The organism is Natroniella acetigena, from assembly GCF_023227745.1.
GTDB lineage: Bacteria > Bacillota > Halanaerobiia > Halobacteroidales > Halobacteroidaceae > Natroniella > Natroniella acetigena.
This window is the reverse complement of record NZ_JALKBX010000030.1, coordinates 1-21,389: the sequence shown is the minus strand read 5'-3', so window position 1 is coordinate 21,389 and position 21,389 is coordinate 1. Positions and strand designations below refer to the sequence as shown.

General features: G+C 33.1%; 22 protein-coding genes and 3 riboswitches. Of the genes, 2 read left to right on the top strand and 20 right to left on the bottom strand.

Translation table 11 applies throughout. The annotated features are described in order from the left end of the window. Positions 1 to 279 precede the first annotated feature (279 nt). The 6 genes from MWH25_RS07795 to MWH25_RS07770 all read right to left on the bottom strand — a co-directional run bounded on the left by MWH25_RS07795 (position 280) and on the right by MWH25_RS07770 (position 4,342). Entirely contained in the window at positions 280 to 789 is a 510-nt protein-coding gene (locus MWH25_RS07795; protein ID WP_248627089.1) for a hypothetical protein, read from the bottom strand. Positions 790 to 935: 146 nt separating this feature from the next. Then, positions 936 to 2,585: a GMC family oxidoreductase gene (locus MWH25_RS07790; protein WP_248627088.1), complete on the bottom strand. Its 1,650-nt coding sequence runs from the start codon at positions 2,583 to 2,585 to the stop codon at positions 936 to 938. Beyond that, entirely contained in the window at positions 2,575 to 3,204 is a 630-nt protein-coding gene (locus MWH25_RS07785; RefSeq protein ID WP_248627087.1) for a gluconate 2-dehydrogenase subunit 3 family protein, read from the bottom strand. Before MWH25_RS07785 ends, MWH25_RS07790 begins: the two co-directional genes overlap by 11 nt. After that, positions 3,204 to 3,584 (bottom strand): hypothetical protein, encoded by a 381-nt coding sequence (locus MWH25_RS07780; RefSeq protein ID WP_248627086.1) that lies wholly within the window; start codon positions 3,582 to 3,584, stop codon positions 3,204 to 3,206. Before MWH25_RS07780 ends, MWH25_RS07785 begins: the two co-directional genes overlap by 1 nt. A gap of 235 nt (positions 3,585 to 3,819) precedes the next feature. After that, positions 3,820 to 4,122 carry a spore coat protein gene (locus MWH25_RS07775; protein ID WP_248627085.1) on the bottom strand — a complete coding sequence of 101 codons (303 nt, stop codon included), beginning with the start codon at positions 4,120 to 4,122 and terminating at the stop codon, positions 3,820 to 3,822. Between the two features lies 1 nt (position 4,123). Beyond that, a complete protein-coding gene (locus tag MWH25_RS07770) occupies positions 4,124 to 4,342 on the bottom strand; it encodes a hypothetical protein (protein WP_248627084.1) in 219 nt (72 codons plus the stop codon). Between the two features lie 207 nt (positions 4,343 to 4,549). On the opposite strand from MWH25_RS07770, the gene MWH25_RS07765 reads away from it, so the two are divergent. Together MWH25_RS07765 and MWH25_RS07760 are read left to right on the top strand one after the other, a co-directional pair. After that, entirely contained in the window at positions 4,550 to 4,942 is a 393-nt protein-coding gene (locus MWH25_RS07765; protein ID WP_248627083.1) for a TIGR02328 family protein, read from the top strand. 123 nt (positions 4,943 to 5,065) lie between these two features. Continuing rightward, a complete protein-coding gene (locus tag MWH25_RS07760; protein ID WP_248627082.1) occupies positions 5,066 to 5,548 on the top strand; it encodes a YusW family protein in 483 nt (160 codons plus the stop codon). A gap of 145 nt (positions 5,549 to 5,693) precedes the next feature. Here MWH25_RS07760 and MWH25_RS07755 read toward each other — a convergent pair whose 3' ends face one another. The 14 genes from MWH25_RS07755 to MWH25_RS07690 all read right to left on the bottom strand — a co-directional run bounded on the left by MWH25_RS07755 (position 5,694) and on the right by MWH25_RS07690 (position 21,045). Beyond that, positions 5,694 to 6,647 (bottom strand): DNA adenine methylase, encoded by a 954-nt coding sequence (locus MWH25_RS07755; RefSeq protein WP_248627081.1) that lies wholly within the window; start codon positions 6,645 to 6,647, stop codon positions 5,694 to 5,696. Positions 6,648 to 7,327: 680 nt separating this feature from the next. Next, positions 7,328 to 7,741 carry a type VII toxin-antitoxin system HepT family RNase toxin gene (gene hepT, locus MWH25_RS07750; protein WP_248627080.1) on the bottom strand — a complete coding sequence of 138 codons (414 nt, stop codon included), beginning with the start codon at positions 7,739 to 7,741 and terminating at the stop codon, positions 7,328 to 7,330. Further along, positions 7,734 to 8,147: a type VII toxin-antitoxin system MntA family adenylyltransferase antitoxin gene (mntA, locus tag MWH25_RS07745; protein ID WP_248627079.1), complete on the bottom strand. Its 414-nt coding sequence runs from the start codon at positions 8,145 to 8,147 to the stop codon at positions 7,734 to 7,736. Before mntA ends, hepT begins: the two co-directional genes overlap by 8 nt. Positions 8,148 to 8,158: 11 nt before the next feature. Beyond that, complete coding sequence (locus tag MWH25_RS07740) at positions 8,159 to 8,386, bottom strand: hypothetical protein (RefSeq protein WP_248627078.1); 228 nt, start codon at positions 8,384 to 8,386, stop codon at positions 8,159 to 8,161. Between the two features lie 195 nt (positions 8,387 to 8,581). Next, positions 8,582 to 9,232, bottom strand: a complete 651-nt coding sequence (locus tag MWH25_RS07735) for a hypothetical protein (RefSeq protein WP_248627077.1) — start codon at positions 9,230 to 9,232, stop codon at positions 8,582 to 8,584. Between the two features lie 93 nt (positions 9,233 to 9,325). Beyond that, on the bottom strand, positions 9,326 to 10,825 hold the full coding sequence (locus MWH25_RS07730) for a restriction endonuclease subunit S (RefSeq protein ID WP_248627076.1): 1,500 nt from the start codon (positions 10,823 to 10,825) through the stop codon (positions 9,326 to 9,328). Position 10,826: 1 nt separating this feature from the next. After that, positions 10,827 to 12,242, bottom strand: coding sequence for a class I SAM-dependent DNA methyltransferase (locus tag MWH25_RS07725; protein WP_248627075.1), 1,416 nt, complete (start codon positions 12,240 to 12,242; stop codon positions 10,827 to 10,829). Positions 12,243 to 12,261: 19 nt separating this feature from the next. After that, on the bottom strand, positions 12,262 to 15,501 hold the full coding sequence (gene hsdR, locus MWH25_RS07720; RefSeq protein ID WP_248627074.1) for a type I restriction-modification system endonuclease: 3,240 nt from the start codon (positions 15,499 to 15,501) through the stop codon (positions 12,262 to 12,264). Between the two features lie 166 nt (positions 15,502 to 15,667). Next, complete coding sequence (locus tag MWH25_RS07715; RefSeq protein WP_248618234.1) at positions 15,668 to 15,874, bottom strand: DUF3006 domain-containing protein; 207 nt, start codon at positions 15,872 to 15,874, stop codon at positions 15,668 to 15,670. A 16-nt stretch (positions 15,875 to 15,890) separates the two neighbouring features. Further along, entirely contained in the window at positions 15,891 to 16,265 is a 375-nt protein-coding gene (locus tag MWH25_RS07710; protein WP_248627073.1) for a hypothetical protein, read from the bottom strand. A 10-nt stretch (positions 16,266 to 16,275) separates the two neighbouring features. After that, positions 16,276 to 16,626 carry a phage holin family protein gene (locus MWH25_RS07705; protein ID WP_248627072.1) on the bottom strand — a complete coding sequence of 117 codons (351 nt, stop codon included), beginning with the start codon at positions 16,624 to 16,626 and terminating at the stop codon, positions 16,276 to 16,278. Between the two features lie 583 nt (positions 16,627 to 17,209). Continuing rightward, a complete protein-coding gene (locus MWH25_RS07700) occupies positions 17,210 to 17,938 on the bottom strand; it encodes an MgtC/SapB family protein (protein WP_248627071.1) in 729 nt (242 codons plus the stop codon). A gap of 113 nt (positions 17,939 to 18,051) precedes the next feature. Next, positions 18,052 to 19,416: a magnesium transporter gene (gene mgtE, locus MWH25_RS07695; RefSeq protein WP_248627070.1), complete on the bottom strand. Its 1,365-nt coding sequence runs from the start codon at positions 19,414 to 19,416 to the stop codon at positions 18,052 to 18,054. A gap of 218 nt (positions 19,417 to 19,634) precedes the next feature. Next, a riboswitch (M-box (ykoK) riboswitch) is annotated at positions 19,635 to 19,806 on the bottom strand. Positions 19,807 to 19,881: 75 nt separating this feature from the next. Continuing rightward, a riboswitch (M-box (ykoK) riboswitch) is annotated at positions 19,882 to 20,054 on the bottom strand. A 75-nt stretch (positions 20,055 to 20,129) separates the two neighbouring features. Next, a riboswitch (M-box (ykoK) riboswitch) is annotated at positions 20,130 to 20,302 on the bottom strand. 191 nt (positions 20,303 to 20,493) lie between these two features. Beyond that, complete coding sequence (locus MWH25_RS07690; RefSeq protein ID WP_248627069.1) at positions 20,494 to 21,045, bottom strand: manganese efflux pump MntP; 552 nt, start codon at positions 21,043 to 21,045, stop codon at positions 20,494 to 20,496. Positions 21,046 to 21,389 lie beyond the last annotated feature (344 nt).

Genomic DNA, 21,389 nt, shown 5'->3' with positions numbered 1-21,389 from the left:
AAATATTACCACTTTCACTTACTATATTCTTCTTAAATGTATTTTCCCCTGCAAAAATATATTTTAAGGGCCAACGATAACACTATTTTTTAGGAAAATTTAACAAATTTTCCTTCGCAGGTCATAAAAGGTTATTAGAATCAACTGGAGCTGGTGGTCTATATATAAAGAATGGAGTTGATTTAAAACCCTTACAGGCAGTATGTATACTAATATAAAAACTTAATCACTTGGTTCTATTGGTTTAGATACTATCACTTTAGTTATAGTTTGTTCAAATCAAAAATCATAACCTAAATATAACCTAGCACCATCTTCTTTTAGCTCCAAACTATATCTATCAGCAATCCTTTGATTGTAAGATAGTACTTGCTCATAAGCATCTACAGCGGAAACTATTCTCAATCCTATCATCCCTGCACCTATTAACTTATTAGCACTCTCAGAATCGCTAAAAATAAATAGTAATCCTGCTCCAACTACCTCAAGAGCAATAAATTTTTGTGCCCCTTCTTGATCTCCTACATAATATTGACCTAAGCCAGGTAAGAATAAAGATCTACTAGCTCCTAATATTGGATCTTTTTTTGCCAGTTCGTCTAATTTATTTTCATCTTCTACCTTCTTGGCTTGACCAGGTGGTAAGCCTCCCTTCTTTTCTAAGCCAGGCGGTACTCCCCCTGTTCTTTCTAAACCGGGTGGTGTATGTGTGCCATTTGCTAAAGCTAAATCTGAATATGTAAGACCTATAACCGTAACTAAGACTAATACTACAACTATTTTCTTCATTTATTACTCTCCTCTCTAAAATGATGTTATATTTAATTATATCTTGATACCATTAATAAACCACAATAAAAAATAAGACTGACCTCTCTTTTTGAATCAAGATTAAAAAAAGAAGTTCAGTCTTATAAATACTTAACAATATTCATTTAAAATTCTCCTTTAGTTCCCAGATCAGCAATATAGTCTGCAGTCCTTGCTGCAATAGCCATAATCGTCTCAGTCGGGTTAGCACCACCAGAAGTTGTAAAGACACTAGCACCACAGATAAAGAGATTAGGTATATCATGGCTTTGACAGAAGCCATTAACTACAGAATTTGATGGATCATCACCCATCCGACATCCTCCTAATAGATGTCCAGTATCCGCTGCAACAAAAGCTGGTTTCCCACCCCTTGCTTTAAAGATCTGATTGGCCTTCTCTACCGCATGCTCAATCATCTTATTATCATTCTCACAATAATTAAAGGTTATCTTTGGTCGCGGCATTCCATATTCATCCTTCTCTTCACTTAAGACAACTTCATTCTCTTTTTGGGGTAGAACCTCACCTACCATCGTTATTTGAGCATAAAAATTAAAGTTTAACATAATCTCACGCAAATCCTTACCCCAGTATCCAGCATCAGCTGTCAGAATCTTAGCCAGTGCTACTGGTCTATTACCATGTGCATTCAAAGTATAACCCCTCACAAAATCATTATCAGGATCTGTTTCATAGAAATCTTGAGTGCAGGCCATTACAGGGGTTCCTTTATATAGTCTCATCTCTTGATCAAATTTAGCAAAGACATCATGTCCACTATGAGGCATAATATACTTTCCGACCAAGCCACTACTATTAGCTAGCCCATCAGGATATTGAGAGCAGGCTGAATTTAGTAACAATCTTGGTGTTTCGACTGTAAAAGCTGATACTATTACTACTTTAGCTTTCTGTTGATAGTAACTACCATCATGATTAAACTCAACACCACTGACCTTACCATCATCATCTACTAATATTCTAGTAACCATTGAATCAGTAATTATCTCTGCTCCCTCTTGAATTGCTTTAGGTATATGATGGATTAATGTACTAAATTTAGCATTAGGCTTACAGCCCTCATTACAAAAACCCCGATTAGTACAAGGGGGACGTCCATCAAACGGAGCAGACAGAATAGCTAATGGAGGTACACTACTTCTAATCCCTAAAATCTCACACCCTTCACGAAATACCTGAGCCCAAGCACTGATAGGTTCTCTTTCAGGATAAGGATAAGGGCCATTGAAAGGCCCCCAAGGAAAATGTTTTGGCCCCGAAACTTTAATATCATTCTCAATCTTATCATAATAAGGTTCAAGATCTTGATAGGAAATAGGCCAATCCTCCCCTACCCCATCGGTAGATTTAACCCTAAAATCACTTTCATGAAAACGATAAAATACTCCAGTAAAGTGGGTAGTTCCACCTCCAACTCCCCGTCCTGAATTATTTGGCCCAAATTTAAGTGCATCATTACCTCCAGATAAACGAGTATCCTGCCAATTTAATGAATAAGCATGCAATTCATCACTAGCAAAATCGGTCTGGGGATCCCAAAAAGGGCCAGCCTCAATCCCTACTACTTCTAACCCTGCCTTACTCAATTCATGGATCAATACTCCTCCCGCAGCTCCCATACCAACTATACAGACATCGACCTCTTTATCTCCATACTTTCTATGTTCTAAATCATCATAGCGATGATCTTCATAATGATCGCAATTGTGCTGTACGTAGCTTTCCTTCTCTACACAACTTTCATTCTCCATTCTCTTCCTCCTTATCTGTTGCATCTTTCCTCTGTGCTTCCCAAGGATCTGCCAGACCAAGTTCAATTCTATAATATCCTCTAGGATGGGCAGGGCCACCATAACCTATCTCAGACCAGATTGTTGGGTGGGAATAATAAGGAGCAACAGTCAAGATTAATAGCTTATCAAATAGATCTTGTTGAGGAATTGTTGACCATTCAGGAATACTAGCCGCCTTTCCCACCTGTAAAGAAGCCAATATCTCAAATTGTTCTTCAACCTCTAGAGAAAGAAAATCCTCATTATAAAGTTTCTCCGCTAATTTATCAATTGCTTGCAATCCTTCTCGAATTAAAATCTTTTCTGGCGGTGCATCAGGGCTTCTTTGGTATTCACCTTTCTCATCATCTAGTCTTTGATCTATAAAATGGATCACCCAGTCAAAGATTTCATCACGATGATCATAAACAAGATGTTTAGTTATCACTCTCAATTTCTGCTCTTCATCAGCTGTTAAGAACTTAAGAGCAGGAAAAGGTCCTAATCTTTTAAGTACTGCATCAGCAGTAACGGGATCCCACTCTTCAATTGAATCTAAAACATCATAATCTGGATAATAAGTCTTCCCTTCGACCATCAGTTGATCCCTCCTTGCAGTAGTCTCAACAGATCAATACTAGCAACGGTAGCTACTATCAAGGGTAGGATTACAGGAGGCCCCACCATATGATTATGAACATTATCCCCACCTACCCTACTTTTAACACCATCCCAATGTAGATAAGCCCCCCATAAGTTTGTAGCTATCACACTAACTAAGGTTATAGCCAATAATGTTAATACCCAGTCTGCTCCATAAAGCTCTGCTAGAAGAAGATTCGCAGCCAAAAAATAAAGCGAAATTACCGGCACCCATAAACTCCAATGATAAAAATTCTGTCGATAATGAAAAAGATGAGCAGCAAGGGCCCAAAAAAGAAATTTAAGTGCATGTAATAAGCCTTCTAAAATCTCCATCATTTTTTCTTCCTTTCCTTCATAGTTTATATATTTACAGTGGTATCGTTGGCTCTTGAATACTATTTTTAGCATTTAACTAAAACTTTAATCTTATACATAAGAACAATTCAAATTTTGTCTGATTTCTTTTAGATTTAATTAACATAATTTTATTTGCATTATCTTGCCTAGTTATTAATCAGTTCAAATAGATACCCCTACTATAAAATTAGCAGGGGTATCTATAATAAATTTACTCTTTAGGAAGCTCAACCAACTGTTGCGATTGATTAAAAATTTCAGATAATTGTTGTTCTGGCATATCATATGGCTTGTACCAATCCTTATTTACAGCTAAAGCAGTTAATGCTGAATGACCAGCTAAAATTTGATTTAAGCTGTCAGTATACATGGATCTAAGCTCAGGAGTAGAAGATTCTAAAATAGCAGAGAGATAAGCAGTAGCTGCACTTTTAGCTCCTGCAATCATATCATTAGCTACTGTTTGATCCTTAAGATTATCACCATTTACTAAAGATGACATTAAATTTCCCATATTAATGAACCTCCTTGCTATTTATTAGATTATTTTCATTGATAAATTGTTGCATTCCTTTAATTCTACCTTCCATTGCTAAAATAGAAGATTCTGCTTCTTTTTTAAGATCCTCATCACCAATCATTTCCTGAGTCGCTTTTGCTTTAGTTAACGCATTCGTCTCCATCTGCAATAATTCCCTCAGTGTTAATTTTTCAGCTTGGGTTAATTCTCTCACTTTTATAACCTCCCAATTGGTATTTAATTAAACTATCTATCTATATTATTACTTTGCTTGATAAAATATATTCTATCCTTACTCAATCTAAAAAACCCCTAACTATTAACAGTCTACTTATTAAAGTAAGCGTATTGACAAAAGCTATTAATATAGTTATAGTATCATTGTTACAAAAATTATTTATAATAAAGGGGATTGGTTGAAATGAGATTATGGCATCAAAATTTAATTGATAAATTACCACGTCAACAACTTCTCGGTCAACATCGAGAATGTTGTGCTCTCCGTGGCAAAGGCTGGGGCAAAAAACATGCTACAGTAGATTATGTCTTTAAATATGACCCTAGTAGATTAGTTGCCTATCACTTTAAAGTGATGGCAGAAATGAAAGACCGAGGATATAGCCCTGCCCAAGAATGGATTGATGATTCTTACAGAGGAAAAACCCTTGGCTACGATAATAGCTTCTGCACTCTTGATCCATCAGAACACTTTACTAAACATACTATTTACCCTGAACACAATGACCGATACTTACAAGATTGCATCTCTAATTTGAGTGAAAAAGGTGTGGTCTGCAAATATATGGATACTTAAAAGAAGAGCAATCTTAAAACACCCTCCTTCTCAAGCAGGAAATAATTTACTCTTATTAATTGGACATTATATAGTTATCATACTAATAATTAAATTTAATTTAGTGCAAAAGGAGTGTTTTTTTTGAAGACAAAAAGACCTATTGTTGCTTTACTACTTTTTTTATTGGCTATTGGTATCAGTTTTACGGTCTATGGCATTCAAGAAAATGAAGAACTTCAATTTTCGATGTTAGGTTTTATAGGAGGCTCTTCTACACAAACACTAGATGAGGTAGATAACTTCAGACTAGAAATAGAACTTAATAATGAAACTGAACTCTTCTTTCATCAATCCAAAAATGAGGATTCCCATGCAAAGATAGTCAGGAAGACAGGAGATAATGTAGAAAAAATTACTGCTGAAGAAGCTCTAAAAGAAATAGAAAATATTATTAAAGGCTTACCACATCCTACTGATAGTAAGCCCTTGGCCCTTATCGAAGCTATTTTAGACCAATTAAAATTGGAACAAGAAGATATTAGAGATTTTGAACTTAAAGTGTGTTTGAACAGTGGAGAAAAAATTAAGATGAATTTTAAGTTAGACAGAGTTATTCCTGCCTAACTTATAGCTACTTGGCTAACTTTTAAATACTAAAATAGATAATATAAAACCTCCTAGTACTAAGCTAGGAGGTTAAATTATTTATCTCAGGGATTTCTTCCAAAACTTCTTTTACGCTAAATGCCCTTATTATGAAGGAGGATTGCTAATTGCTAATCATTAATTCATTAATTGCTCCTCGCTTAGATCCTTTAGAGTTAATCGATCTTCTAGCCTGAACCCTTTCAATATTGTAGCCACAATATAACTCTTCAAAAAAATCATCTTTTGGATCAACATTTTTAGGATCTGAATTACTTAATAATAGATCAGCCCCTTTATTATCCATTTCGCTAAAAAATTCAGCTAATTTCTGTTGATCACTATCATCAAATCCACCCTTAAAATATCCAGTAAAATTAGATGTATCATCTAGTGGGCGATAAGGAGGATCAAAATAAACAAATGCACCTTCATCTATGTAGTCTTCGGTTTCAGTAAAATCACCACATATAATTTTAGTATCTTGTAATGCTTTGCTTACTTTCAAAATATTTTCTGAATCGCAAATTGTAGGATTTGCATATCTACCATGAGGAACATTAAATTCTCCTTTCTTATTTTGACGGAACATTCCATTAAAACAAGTTTTATTTAGAAAAATTAAATATTTAGAACGTTCAATCCATCCTTCATTATAATTTTCATAATCAAAATCAAGCATTTCTTTATTATATAAATCCCTAATTTCATAATAAAATTCTTTTCGTTCATCATTTTCCCTACTTAAAGTTAAGTATTTATTTTCAATACTACTCAACTTTTCAATTAACTCTTGTGGATTGTTTTTAATAGTTTTATACCCCACTATTAATTCTCTATTAACATCACAAATAATAGATTCTTTAACATCAAAATGATTTTTTAAAAAGAAAAAAACTGCTCCACCACCAACAAAAGGTTCAACATATTTATCAATTTGTCTACTCTCAACTATTTTTTTAGGTAAACGAGCTTCAATTTCATCTAGTAGCTGTCTTTTACCCCCAACCCACTTTAAAAATGGTTTTGCATCTAATAGACCATTATCATCTAACTTGATAACAACATTTCCTGCCATTATTTATCCTCCTCTAGTATAATATATCCGCACTTTAGCTTAACATACATTACTAAACTCTTCAATAGCAATTAAAAATAGGTCATATATAAATAAGCTATCTATCTCATCTATTAAACCCTTCATTTCATAGTAAAAAAATTAGTTTTAAAAACAACTGCAAAGAAAAGTTAACAGTAAACCCCAAAGAAAAACTCTCATCTGTTGAGATAAGAGTCTGCTGATGATTAAATATTTAATTTTAAAATGTTGGCCCGGAAAGAACAAAATGACCTTCGGTCATAGTCTAAGGCTAAGTATAAGGTTAAGCAAACCATTAAAAATAGTAAAATTAAAAAGTTATCCACAACCTATAAAAAGCATAATTTCCTAAATAATAAAAAATCTCCCTCATCGGACAGTTCCTCAACATTTGCTATGTAAAAAAATAAAATTGGCACGGGAAGCAGGACTTGAACCCGCAACACCTGGATTTGAAGTCTCGCTAAGATAGTTTTTTTGAGATAATTTAACAAAAATAATGCCGATGAAGCCTATAAATTCGTTTTTTATTTACCAATAATTACATTGTGTCAAACTATTGACGCTGAGTTTGGCGACGCCTTGGCGACAATTTGAAGTCACACTACTTCTCTTCATCTACAAAAGACCTTCTAGGAATTAAATCTAGAAGGTCTCTTCTATTCTATATATTCTTTAAACCAATTAAATAGTATTTCTATATCCTTTAAATTTCTAGTTAAGATAGCAAAGATAATTTCATCATCAAAATTAGCATAATCATGAACAATTACATTTCTGAACTTGGCCATCTTGATATAATTATCAGCATTATCTTTAATTATATTATTTTCTACTAGAATTCTAATAATATCTGCATTAGTATTAGCTACTCCTAATCTTTCATCACTAATAATATGGCTTCCTATATCAAGACAAGATTCAATGGCCAGCTGTAAAGTTCGTTCAATAAAACGCTTGACTAATTTATCATTTTTATATTTAATAAACTTGATATCTTCATACTCTTTTAAATCATTAATATACTCCTCTAATTTTAATAGCCTTCCCCTAACTAATTCTCTATCAACCATAAGTAAACTCCTTTCCTGCCTGCTTTTCATATTGATCATAAAAATATCTCATATCAAGGTATTGAGTAACTGCTTTACTTTCCTCTCTAATCCTTAACTTATTATTCTTTCCTATAATTAAATCTCCTTTAATAATCTGATGCTTTAATCTTAAATCAGCATTAGAAAAGATAACAACATCAACTTCAACTCCCAATGATTTTTCTAAATCTACAGCAATCTCTAATTTCAAATCAAAGGCTTCTAATTTATCTAAGTTAGGATTAAGCATAAGTGCTATATCTACATCACTATTTTGATTGAAAGTACCTCGGGCCAAAGAGCCAAAAAGATAGACTGCTACTATATCTTGATTTTGGCTACAATACTTGCGAATGATTTCTACTACTCTATCCTTATCGATCACTTTATCTCCTCCTACCCTCTAAAAACCCCTGCAAAGGTCTCTATATCTCCAGAAGTTAAAGACTCTAGCATTAACCTAAGCTTTTGGCTTGTAATATTCTCTTCAAACCAATCCAGGATTATTTCTTCATAATTATCCTCATTTAATTTTGCTACTCTTTCTATACTTATTATGGCATTACTTATGTAATTATATGAGCTTATTTTATTAATTAACCAAAAAATATTACTCTCCTTCATCATGGAGAAGCATACTATCTTAAATGCATAAAAGATAACTAGAACATTAGCGTGTTGACCGACCTTCTAATAAAAAACTATCACCATAAAAGATGATAGTCTGGTTAAATCAAATATTCTCTTTTTAAAATATTGGTCATGACGCTTTTATTAGAAGATGTGGTTTAGGAGTGTTTTTCTTCTGAACTACATCTTCTATTTAAACACTCTAACCTGGATGTCGTGAACTTTACCTTTATTTATCCTTAAAAAATCTCTTAATAAATTTATACCTAAACCACCTGGAGTCCCTACTTTAGTAGTATTATTGGGTTCTACAGCCCATTTTATCGCATCTTCCCCAGAAATTTTTTGCTTAAATCTTTCTTCATATTTATCTTTAATAGTATCCCCTATATCAGTTATAGTAAAATCTATTTTTGCATTTTTATAATAATACTGACCACAACTAAAAACTTTATCACAATTACCATGAATTCTTGCATTTTGAAAAATTTCTTCAATATTTCCCCGTATCTCTTTCTTTAACCGTTCAGACATCTTAGGTAATTCATTATTTATAAGCAATTCATTTCTTAAATATTCAGCAAAAGAGCGTGCTTCATCTGAATTAAATTCTTTATATTTAATAGTAGTATTATATTTATCATAAGCTCTATCTTGATCAAATAATGCACATAAAAAACCATTTATTCTAAATATATCTTCTACTTTCCTTTGTAAATTCCTTACTTCTATATAATTAGTTTTAACTATCTGATTATATATAGCCCCTAATACAGAAACAAGGTTAGCTTCAAACCAAATATTATTTCTAAAATCAAGCACTATTTCTTCAAAAACCAAGATAGCTGTATTGAACTTATAAAAATAATTCCTGAGCAGTTGGCCCAGGAATTAAAACTAATCACTATTTAATTATCAATGGATTTCCCTAATTTACTCTTCACTCAATACTTCCTTTAATAACTCTAATACATCTCCATCCTCTGGATCATTTGTTCCTAACTCTCCTCGGAAGGCTTTGGCTAGAATCGATTTTTCTAAAGTAGCTAATTTATCTTTAACTTTCTCTATTATTTCTTTTTCTCTTTCCATTTTACCTAACATCGAATCTAATATCTTCACAATTTCCTTTTGTTCTTCTAATGGAGCTAATACTAATGGTAATCTTCTAACCTTTTTTCCATTTAAAGCTTTAGGTCCAGATCCATTCCCTCTAATTCTAGTATACTCATATCTAAATTGAAACCAATACCATAAATATTTAGAACACATTAATCCATGCTCTAATGCTATACCTGCAATATTTTGATTTGTTGTTGCTTCTATATCTAATATAGCAGTTCTTCCTCTAGTCTTGCCATTCCCAATCATTGCTAGTAAAACAGTACCTGGTTTAAGAAGGGTAACAGAACTATTCTCATATCCCAATTGTGTTATTTTCTCTTCTGAATCTGTTATAATATTATCTTTAACTTCTCCAGAGCTAATCCAATTTATATTACCACCCCAATATTCTTCTTCCCTTCTTAACGGGGTAGCTCCATTATGGACATCTCCTATATCAACAATTTGACATACTTTCCATTTTGGAGGCATTTCTATATTTAGCGGATTATCTAACTCTCCTCTTTTTTCACTTTTCTCATAGTATTTTTTTAATTTGTTTTGTTCTCTTGTACTTTTTGTTTTAATTAATTTAAACCTTTTATCCCATATCTTATCTATAAGTTCTTTTGCAGATTCAATATTCTCATTCTTTTCTCTCCACTGCTCTGTTAACTCACCCCGAAAAGCTTTGGCCAAGATAGCTGCCTTTCTACCTTCAAATGATTCTTCTGTTTGCTCGATTAACTCTCGTGCTTGCTTTATCTTATCTAACATTGATTCAACTCTAGCTACTATTCTTTTTTGCTCTTTTAAAGGTGGCAAGGCTATTGGAGATTCCCTAACATCTTTTGCCCTTGCCCGAGTTAAAGAACCACCAACTCCAGAAGTATTAGCTCTTAAGTATCTTCTATAATAACTAGACATACAAAAGCACCTTAAATATTTAGGATAAACATTTTTTCTGGAATTAACAACTATCCATTCAGTTGATGCAATCTGTCGATATTTATTTTTAGAATTAACTATCCATACTCTATTAAGTCTAGGGTTTATTCTACAGATCAATACATTATCTTCAAATACTATTTTCTTTCTAGAACCTATTTCTTTACCTAAAGAATATTTTGGTTTTCCTTCAGCATAACTTGGTACACTATATAATTCAAATTTTTCATCAGGATAATCTTTAGGTTTTATACCTTGTCCACTTCTTTTATTTATATATTTCAATTTCACCCAAACCCAATTTTCAGGCACTTCATACGGCTGCTCTTCTTTTGAAACCAATGCTTCTTCTAACTTCTTCTCTAAACTCTTCTTTGCCATCTTAATTCCCCTCAATCTCTTGTAGTTCTGTTAATACTTCATCTAATAATCCTACTGCTTCTTCTAACTGATCCATTGCCTCTTCAGTAGCATCTATCGGCTCCGGCAAATCTTCATAAGTAGTCACATCATCATCTTGAATTAAGCCTAGATCGAGGTTATAGTCCTTCTTTTTAATCTTTTCTATACTATGATAAGACCATCGCTCATCATCTACCTTAGATCTATCCTCCGCTTGATAAGCTGCAATAAAGTCCTCAAAATGCTTCTTTTTCAACGGATTTCTTTTACCAAAGCTTGGCATATTAGTCCGCAGATCATAGATCCAGACACCTTCCGTATTATCCTTATCAGTTGTTCCTCGAGTAAAGAATAGAACATTGGTCTTGACTCCTTTAGCATAAAAGATCCCTGTCGGCAATCGCAAAATAGTATGTAGATTACACTTATTTAATAAATCTTCTCTAATTTTCTGACCATCACCAGTCTCAAATAAAACATTATCAGGTAAAACCACCCCTGCCCTTGCCTTACCATCTTTTTTAAGGGAACGATAGATATGCTGTAAAAAGTTCAACTGCTTATTAGATGTTGGAAAGGTAAAGTCATCCCTTGTAGCTCTTTCTCCCTTCATCTTAGTTCCAAAAGGAGGATTGGTCAATACTACATCATATCCTTTCATCTGCTTTCCAAAGTTAGATAAGGTATCACCTAAATAAATCTTCCCATTAATGTCATGTAACATAGCATTCATTAAACTTAATCTATGTGTATCTTGTACCAACTCACAACCTGTAAAAGCCTCTTCTCGTTGAAAATCTGCCTCCTTACTACTCAACTCAAAATAATCATCTGTCTTCTTTCTGACATGCCTATCAGCAGCAATCATAAATCCAAAGGTTCCTGCTGCTGGATCATTACACTTCTCTCCCGCTTTAGGATCTACTAACTCCACCATTACATCAATCAATGGTCGAGGAGTAAAGTACTGCCCTGCTCCCGATTTCTTCTCATTGGCATTCTTCTCTAACAGCCCTTCATAGAGATTACCTAAGCCCTCTTCCTTAGCACTATACCAGTCTAACTCATCAATCGATTTAATTATCTTCTCTAAATTCTTCGGCTCATCTATATTAGTATTAGCATTGGCATAAATCTGCTTAACCTTCCCTTGACCTTCATTAGAAAGATCAACCAATAGCTTTCTATAAAACTTTTTAAGCTCTGCTCCTTCTTTAGCTCTTAAATTATCCCATCTATAATCTTCAGGAATATTCTCCTCAGCACCTGTCTCTTTAGCCATCTTCAAAAATAGGATATAAGTCAATTCTGTTACATACTGATGATACGTAATTCCATCATCTCTTAATACATCACATAAACCCCATAACTTTTGCACTATCTCCTGCGTACCCATAAATTAATATCCTCCTTAATTATCCTATATCTTGATATAAGTTTTCATTTATTAATTCTAACACATTATCAAGCTTTCCTGCAAATATCTTATTTATTCTTCTATAACCACCTTTAGATTTAAATGGTTCCTGATCAAAGCTTTCTTTATCTATTACAGTCTCTTCTTTCAGCTGTTTCTCTATTCTCTCTAGCCAATTTAATTGTACCTTCTTCCAATCTTTAATCCCCTTTACTTTCTCCATTGCTTGCTCTATTCTCTCTTCGTGGCTCATTAGTGAAACCCCTAATGCCTCTTGCCTAATAAAACTAATAATATCAGCTATAATTTCCTCATTTTTGGCTTCCTTCCAGGCAGTATTTAAATTAGTTTCATTAAACCCATGCTTATCAAGCTCTAGTTTTAATTCTTTTAACACCTTTCTGGTCAGCTCCTTAGGACGCTTACAAGCAATCTCTAAAGCAGGTATCTTATTCATATTCTCGTCAATAAATCTACTGAACTCTTCTAAATAATCCTCTGGCTTCTTGCCTTCCTTTCCATAACCACGTTCATGAGCAATCAATTCATCAGACCTTTCTGCAATAACCTGCTTTTCTGGATAATGTCTATCTTCATCTAAAAAGCTAAATACTGACTTCAAATCTTCTGCTTTATCGACTACTTCTTTTACAGAGCTCTCTTTTAACCAGTCAATAAACTCCTCTGGATCCTTTCCTTGAGCTAAATAAGTGAATTTTTCTTCCTCTTCTTCTCTAAGATGATTTTTCTTACGCTGTAACTTAGCAACTATCTCATCTATACTCTTTTGTTGTCTTTTCTTATCATCAAATTTAGATACCTCATCAAGCAAAGTAGTAAACTCAATCTGTGGATTAGCTACTACTGGCTTCATATTAGATACCTTCTTCAACCCTTCATATAAACCTACAGCATCATAAATATTAAAATGTGTCTTTCCTATATCATCTGCTAACCTTGTAGCTCTGCCTAACATCTGTTCATATAAAATTCGTGATCTAACCCTTCTTAAGAAGACGAGATTAGATATTTTAGGAACATCAATCCCTGTTGTTAATAAGTCAACTGTTATTGCTATATTAGGATTCTGCTCATTTTTATACCTTCTTACCATCTCTGAAGGAGCCTTTACTGAACCAGTTATCTTAGCAACTGCATCATCATCAACCGGTACTCCAATCTTCTCAAACTCTTCTTTAAAAATTCTAACCAACATATCAGCATGACTATCTCTACAAGCAAAAACAAGCGTCTTCTCTTCACCATAAGGATCAAGATCCTTAACAACCTCTCTAACTACTACCCGATTAAAACTCTCCGTTACCACTTTTTTATTGAAATCATCAACATCAAAATCTAAATCATCAGGTAGTTCCTCATTATTAATAATCTCACCAGTAACAGGATCATAAATCGGAACAACTTCCCCAGCCTTAAAATTAATTCCTTCAGTTGATAATTTAGTGCTGATCTGATGTGGAGGTTTATGGTCAACTAAATAACCATCTATTACAGCTTGTCGATAACTATATTTAAAGACCGGTTTCCCAAATATCTTCTTAGTATGCAAAGCAGGTGTAGCTGTTAACCCAATCTTAATTGCATCAAAATGCTCTATTACTCTACGATATTTACTGATATAATCTAATGGATCTCTATACTCCAACTCATCTTCACTCATCTCTTTATCTAATAAATAACCTCGATGAGCTTCATCTACTATGATACAATCATACCAGTCAATGGGAGGAACATCCTCTAATTCTTGACTATACATTACTCTTTTAAGCATTCCTTGAACAGTAGATATATGTATCTTAGTCTCCCGCTCTGGCTCTTTATCATCTAAGCTTTTTATATCATAGATGGAACCAAAATCCATCAAGTCCTCGATCGTTGCTTCTTTAAAAGAATTTTCTGCTTGTTCTCCCAAAGTAGTTCTATCAACTAAAAATAAGATTCGTTTAAATCTCTTAGCCTTAATTAAGCGATAAGCCAACCCAATTATAGTTCTCGTCTTTCCTGTTCCTGTAGCCATAGCTAATAGCATTTCCCTCTTATCATTTCTAATAGCTTCCTCTACTTTTTTAATAGCTTCTACCTGATAATCTCTTAGGCTCAAACTACTATTATCACGTAAATAATCAAAATCTTCTTCCTTTAATCTTTGATTAGCCTCTTCTTTATCTTTTTCTAATAATTCCATTAATCCTTCTGGAGTATACCAATCAGGCAGTACTCGTGAGTGATTAGTAGAAGCTCTCCCATCAAGAAACCAAATCCCTGACTTTTCCTTTATCTGCTCTAAATAAGGTCGTCCATTAGTAGCAAACATAAAGGGAACATTATATTCACCCCATTTTCCTACCTGTTCTCCTTCAGTTAGCTTTATATCCCTAGCATAATCTTTAGCCTGTTCTAAATCTGAAGGAATATCCTTACTCTTTCTCTTAGCCTCAATAATTCCCACTAATTTTTTATTAATAAATAATGCATAATCTGCCCTTCTAGGCCAAGACTCCTCTTTATCAATTGGCCATTCTGCAATAGCTAAATTCCTTCCTTTTTCTGGTCTTGTTCCTTTTGAATACCTTAAATTTTCACTATCAACTTCCCAGCCTCGCTGCCTTAACTTATCATCTATGATTACTCTAGTTTCATCTTCATTTAAATCCATCTGTGAAGCTGACTTTCGACTCTGTTTCTTTCTTGTTTCTCGAGCTACTCCCTCTTCTTGTCGAACTGCTTCTAACTTTTCTTTTAACTGGGCCAACTCCTCTTCATAGGATTGTCTCATAACTTCTATATCTTCATTAATCTTTGATTCATCAGGTAATACAAATTCATCTGGCTCAAAATTCCACTCACCATAAACTTGCATAAACCAAACCCCAGCTTTGAAAGATAAAGATAAAACTGTTTTAGCCTTCTCTAAAGAATCATAAGTATCATGTACAGCTTTATTACCTGCTCTCCTTAACAGGTGAAAAATATCAAGTATATCTTCATTCATTAACCCTTCTTGCTTTAATATCTTTAACTTATTAAATTGTCTATCATCTTCTGGTTCCTCTAACTTATCATAAGCAAACATATAATCAACTATCTTCTCTCCAAACATCCTTAGTTTTATCAAAGTAGTATTAGGATCATCATATAAGTTTTGCTCTGCCAATTCTCCCAAGTTAGCAAGTATAGGCCAGCTTTCTTTGAGGAAATCAAAATTACTCTTCTCCATATTTACCCCCCTTTGATCAAATCTAAATTAACATTTCATCCATATTATATTATTGTTTCTACAATTTAACTTATTGTTATATTATTTCTTCTATAATTTAACTCATTCTTCCTTTATAAAAAATAAAAAAGCCAGCACCCAAAGGCACTGACCGAATCAAATAATATTAACCTGTTAACTTATCCAACATCTTCTGCATTTCTTCTCTTCGCTCTTTAGTATACTTCTTGTCGGGAATAAATTTAATCTGTAGCCAATCCCCCTCTTCAGGATCTCCAGGTATCTCATCCTTCAATACATCCAACTGCACTCTTTGCTTCTCCAATAACACCACTGCAAAATCACCAACAAAACGATCAATTACTCCTCTCATTTTATCTCCTCCTTGATTAAAAGTTTTTATTATACTCCAGCTTCAAATCATCACCATCCCAAGAAACATTAGCTCCTTCTTCTCTCTTTAACCTACCTTTGACATGATTCTCAATCTTCACCTCCGTTTCCTGATCAACTTTATAACCTGCTCTTTTTAGTTGTTGGACTAAGTTTTCTACTACATCGTTGACTCTATTTAAAGCATTATTCTCTGAATACTCCAGCAAAATACCATCTAAAATATCATCAACCTCTGCTAAAACTATAGAACCCTTCTCGAAGTAAGGATCTAAGCTAGGAAAAAGTTTTCTCAATAAAGCTACTACTATAGTAATCACAGGAACAAAATTCAGTCCTGTCGCCGTCAAAAATCCAATAACTTCACTCATAAAACTCCTCCTATTTCTCTTGAATCTGTTGTAAAGCTTTCTTCAAAGCTTTAGGAATTGGCACACCAGCCTGGGCCAAATTCTCTACAGCACTAATCCCCTCCTTGGAGATGTAAAACCAAATAGCCATTAAGCGAATCATTCCTTGACTTCCCAATACTTCATCAGCCAAATGAGCAATTACTATGCTTAAAAAAAGACCAATCTTGCGAAGTATTCCTCTATGACCTATTTTGCTATTCAACTCTTTCAAAACAAAAGCAGATAACAATCCAGTAATATAATCGACTACTACTATAGTGATTAGGAACTTTAAGGACTGATCATCACCACCTAACCAATAATAAATCCCCCCTCCCATCAGCCCTATGAAATAATAAATAGCATCAATAGATTTATTCCTCCCTCCTCCCTACTGGGCCAACATCTGCAATCATTATACACAATATCTAAGGCAGCCAACTCCCAAGATTGACACATTGTTGGCCCAAAAAGAAAAAAGCCAGATCTGTTTAAGATCTAACTGGGTGTTGGATATTGGCAACACCAAAAACAAACGGGATAGTAGTACTGACACAATCACTCAGTACCACTATCCCTAATTATCACTAGCTTAAGTTAAGCATCAAGCTAGCAATATTTTCTTTATAATTCAGGCCAACATCTGCAATTATTATACATAATATCTAAAGCAACTAACTTCCAAGATTAGCATAAAGTTAGCCCGAAAAGGAAAAAGCCAGATCTGGTTAAGATCTGACTAGGTATTTGGGTTGGCATTAATACAATTAACTTAATCAAGTATATAATAACCCCTAAGAACCTTGCTACTACCAGTTTCTTAGGGGTTTTCTTAATTTTTGATATTTTCTTTAATTTGCCTTCTGGCCGACATTTCACCGATAAAATAGTCAGCACCATCTAAATATTGGATAACATAAATATTACATTTTTCTACTTAATTTTGCATTGCTATTTACTTTAAAGTCAGTGCTAAACTCATCTATTTCTAATTCTATATTATCTATCTTTTTATGCTTAGAATACTTACTTATTAAATCATATAACATTTTAACATCTATTCCCTTAATTTGTAGATAAGCAGTAATCTTTAAAACATCATCTTGAATAAGATTACTAGAAATATGCTTGATATTACCTCCACTCTCTTTAGCTATTTTTTCTAAGTAAGAATTCCCTTCTCTTAAATCAACATCATTAAATATAATGATAATTTTACATTCTGAATCTCTAAAATCGTTATGCTCACCTATAAATTTATATTGAAAATAACGTAACAACAGATGAGAAATAAGTACAACAATAGAACCTATAATAGCTTTATTTAAATAACCAGCTCCTGCTAATACTCCTGTAGCTGCACTACACCATAAAGTAGCAGCAGTATTTAAACCACTAATGCTAAACCCTTTTTTTATTATTACTCCTCCACCAAGAAAACCAATCCCAGAAACTATTGAGGCACCAACTCTAGTCGGACTACTTTCTTCAGGAAACATCATTGAAAATAGAACATACAACGCTGCTCCTACAGCAACTAAAGTATTTGTTCTAATTCCAGCCATTCTTTTTCGCCATTCTCTTTCTGCACCAATAATAACTCCAGCTATCAAGGCTACCAACAATCTTATAATAAACTCCCAAACTTCCATCTTAATTCCTCCATAATATTACATAATACATATCTTAAAAACTTATTCGTGTCTATGATCCATTGCTATTTAACAATTAAAATTAACAACAGATCACAAACACGAATTTTTCTTTATAACATATGACCTAATAGTTGGCTAGCTAAAAAGAAGTAAATTAAAAGCCCTGTAATATCCTTAGCAGTAGTAATAATCGGGTCAGAACCAGCTGCTTGATCAAAACCTAGCTTTACTAACATATAAGGAACTAAAAATCCAAGTGCAGTTGCTAAAGTAAGAGTACTTGCTAAAGATATTCCAACAACTACTCCTAACATAGGATTTCCTTGCCATACAGTTGCTATAAATCCAGCTAAAGTTCCTAATAATACTCCCATAGTAATTCCTATTTTAATCTCACGTAACCAATGACTAGCAAACTTCTTAACATTTATCTGGCCAATTACTAATGCTCTAGCAAAGATTGTTGAAGATTGAGTTCCTACATTACCACCCATATCCATTATTACAGGAATAAAGAAGGCAAGAGCTGTAATTGCTTCTAAAGAATCTTCATATCCTTCAATAATAGTTCCAGCTAAAATACCACCTATTAGTGTTAAAATCAAATAAGGTAATCGTACTTTTAAAACTTCTAATAATGAACCTGAAACTAAAACTTGACTCCGATCAGACTCCTTTTGACCTAAATCTGAAAAACCGGCTTTATCTAAAATATCTTCAGTTGTCTCTTCTTCGAGTACATCCATCGCATCATCAAAAGTCACTAAACCAACAAGCCTATTTTCTCGATCAACAACTGGTACAGCTGCTAAGTCTTGCTGTTGTAATAATTTAGCAACCTCTTCTTGATCAGTATAAGTATTTACAGATACTGGATTATCATACATTATATCTTCGATATTCTTCTCTTTATCTGCCATTACTAAAACTCTTAATGAAATTGCTCCTTCTAATCTTCTTTCTTGATCAGTAATATAAATTGTATATGCTGTATCTCTACTAATATTATTCTTTCGTAAACTATCCATTGCTTCTTCAACTGTCAAATCTTTCTTTAAGCTAATATATTCTGGATTCATTATTCTACCAGCAGTCTCAGGAGCATAACCTAAAAGATCAGCAATCATTTCTCTTTCTTCTTTGTTAAACTTATTAAGAATTCTTTTAGCCACTTTAGCAGGTAATTCATCTAATAAACGAGCTCGATCATCAAAATCAAGATTTTCAATAATCTCAATAACCTCATTTTCAGCAAAAGCTGAGATTAGTTCTCTTTGAAAATTTGGGTCTAACTTTTCAAAAACCTCAATAGCTAAGTCCTTATTTAATAATCTAAAGACTATAACTTGTTCTTCTCTTTTTAGTTCTTTCATCAAATTTAATAAATCAGCTACATGTACCTCATTTACTTCTTTCTTTAAAACATCCATTTCTTTCTTCTTAATTAAACTTTCAACTCTTTCTCTAATTTCCATTTTAATTCCTCCTTGATAATCCTTCAACTAAAAATTTAGTTTAGTCTTCAAAGCTATAGACGCTATTTCTCTCATAAAAATCCGATATTATTTATCACCTCACTTTTTTTATCAATAAATTATGGCTATCATATTAGCCTTATTACAAATAAGAGTTTACTAAATAGATAAAAGAGCTCCCAAGGAGCTCTTAACTAATAAAATAACTATCTTTATTAGCATCCAACTCCTCGTCTAAGCTTCGACACTGTATGACATAGACTAATTAATAGTCAGCTATCTTAGATAGGCCTTAACTCGGTCTACTATCTGTTCTACCCATTGGCGTCTCTGGACATTTCTGGGCAATAGCTTATCTCCATACAGGAGCCTCACTCAACAATTGGATCTACCTTATATTAAATTTTATCCCAAATAAATAAAAGAACTCCCAAGGAGTTCTTTACTAACAATAATTAACTATTAGCATCCAACTCCTCGTCTAAGCTTCGACACTGTATGACATAGACTAATTAAATAGTCAGCTATCTTAGATAGGCCTTAACTCGGTCTACTATCTGTTCTACCCATTGGCGTCTCTGGACATTTCTGGGCAATAGCTTATCTCCATACAGGAGCCTCACTCAACAATTGGATCTACCTTATATTAAATTTTATCCCAAATAAATAAAAGAACTCCCAAGGAGTTCTTTACTAACAATAATTAACTATTAGCATCCAACTCCTCGTCTAAGCTTCGACACTGTATGACATAGACTAATTAAATAGTCAGCTATCTTAGATAGGCCTTAGCTCGGTCTACTATCTGTTCTACCCATTGGCGTCTCTGGACGTTTCTGGGCAATAGCTTATCTCCATACAGGAGCCTCACTCAACAATTGGATCTATCATTTTTTCCATTATTAATTATACATATATAAGACAAATATGTCAAGGAAAAATTATATTCTTCTACAATTTTATTAATTGCAAGTCAAAATTCATAATTTTTTATAGCTAACATTTTCTTTAACCATTAATTTGAAATCTATTATTTTTAAAAGACTCAATTAAATTGATAAGAACATTTCCCAAAATTCACCCTGCTATCATCACAATCCCAGATAATATTAATATAATTCCTCCTACATACCCAGAATACTTTTTTAATAGAGCTAAACTTTTTATATATTTTACTGTAAATACTGCAATTAAAGTAAATGTTGATGCTATTAAACCAATTAACAAAGAACTAGTTGCTATCATACTAATAGAGTACTGATGTAATATAGAAAATCCAACACCTAAAGCATCTATACTAACACTGATTCCCAAAAGAGCATACTTCCAAAGATCTAGTTTATAATCCAAACACTCCTTTTCTTTTTCTAATCCATCTTTAATAAATAGGATACCTATAATTAATATTATTAACCCCCCTAAAGAACTAGAAACATCAAAAATGTAATTAGCAATAAAACCACCTAAGATTCCTCCTATTAAAGCTAATAAAAATTGAAAAAACCCAAAAGAAAAAGATAAAGATAACTTCTCCTTAAAATTAAGATCTTGCCCACAACCAATTCCTAATGCTACTCCAAAGGCATCTAGTGATAAAGATATTGCTAATATTAATGTACTTTTAATCAATATAATCTCCCCCTTCTATAAGTTATATATTAAAAATTTACCTATATAAATAAAAACAAGACCTCATGGCACGACAAAATCGCACCAAAGGTCTCGTTAAACAGAATTACTGTCGATAAAGCCAGGTATGTAAATACCATTATGTTGACTATATCCTATGAACTACTCCCCAATGGTAGTAATAATTTATTAAGTTTTATATTACAGCTTTATTATATAAATAATGGTTCAACAACGACTTTTGTGATTTAATAAAAATAACATAAATTAACAGTAAAAAAAGATACAAAAAAACCGATATATCCTCTATCATTAAATATGCCAGATCAAATGAAAGGAGAATA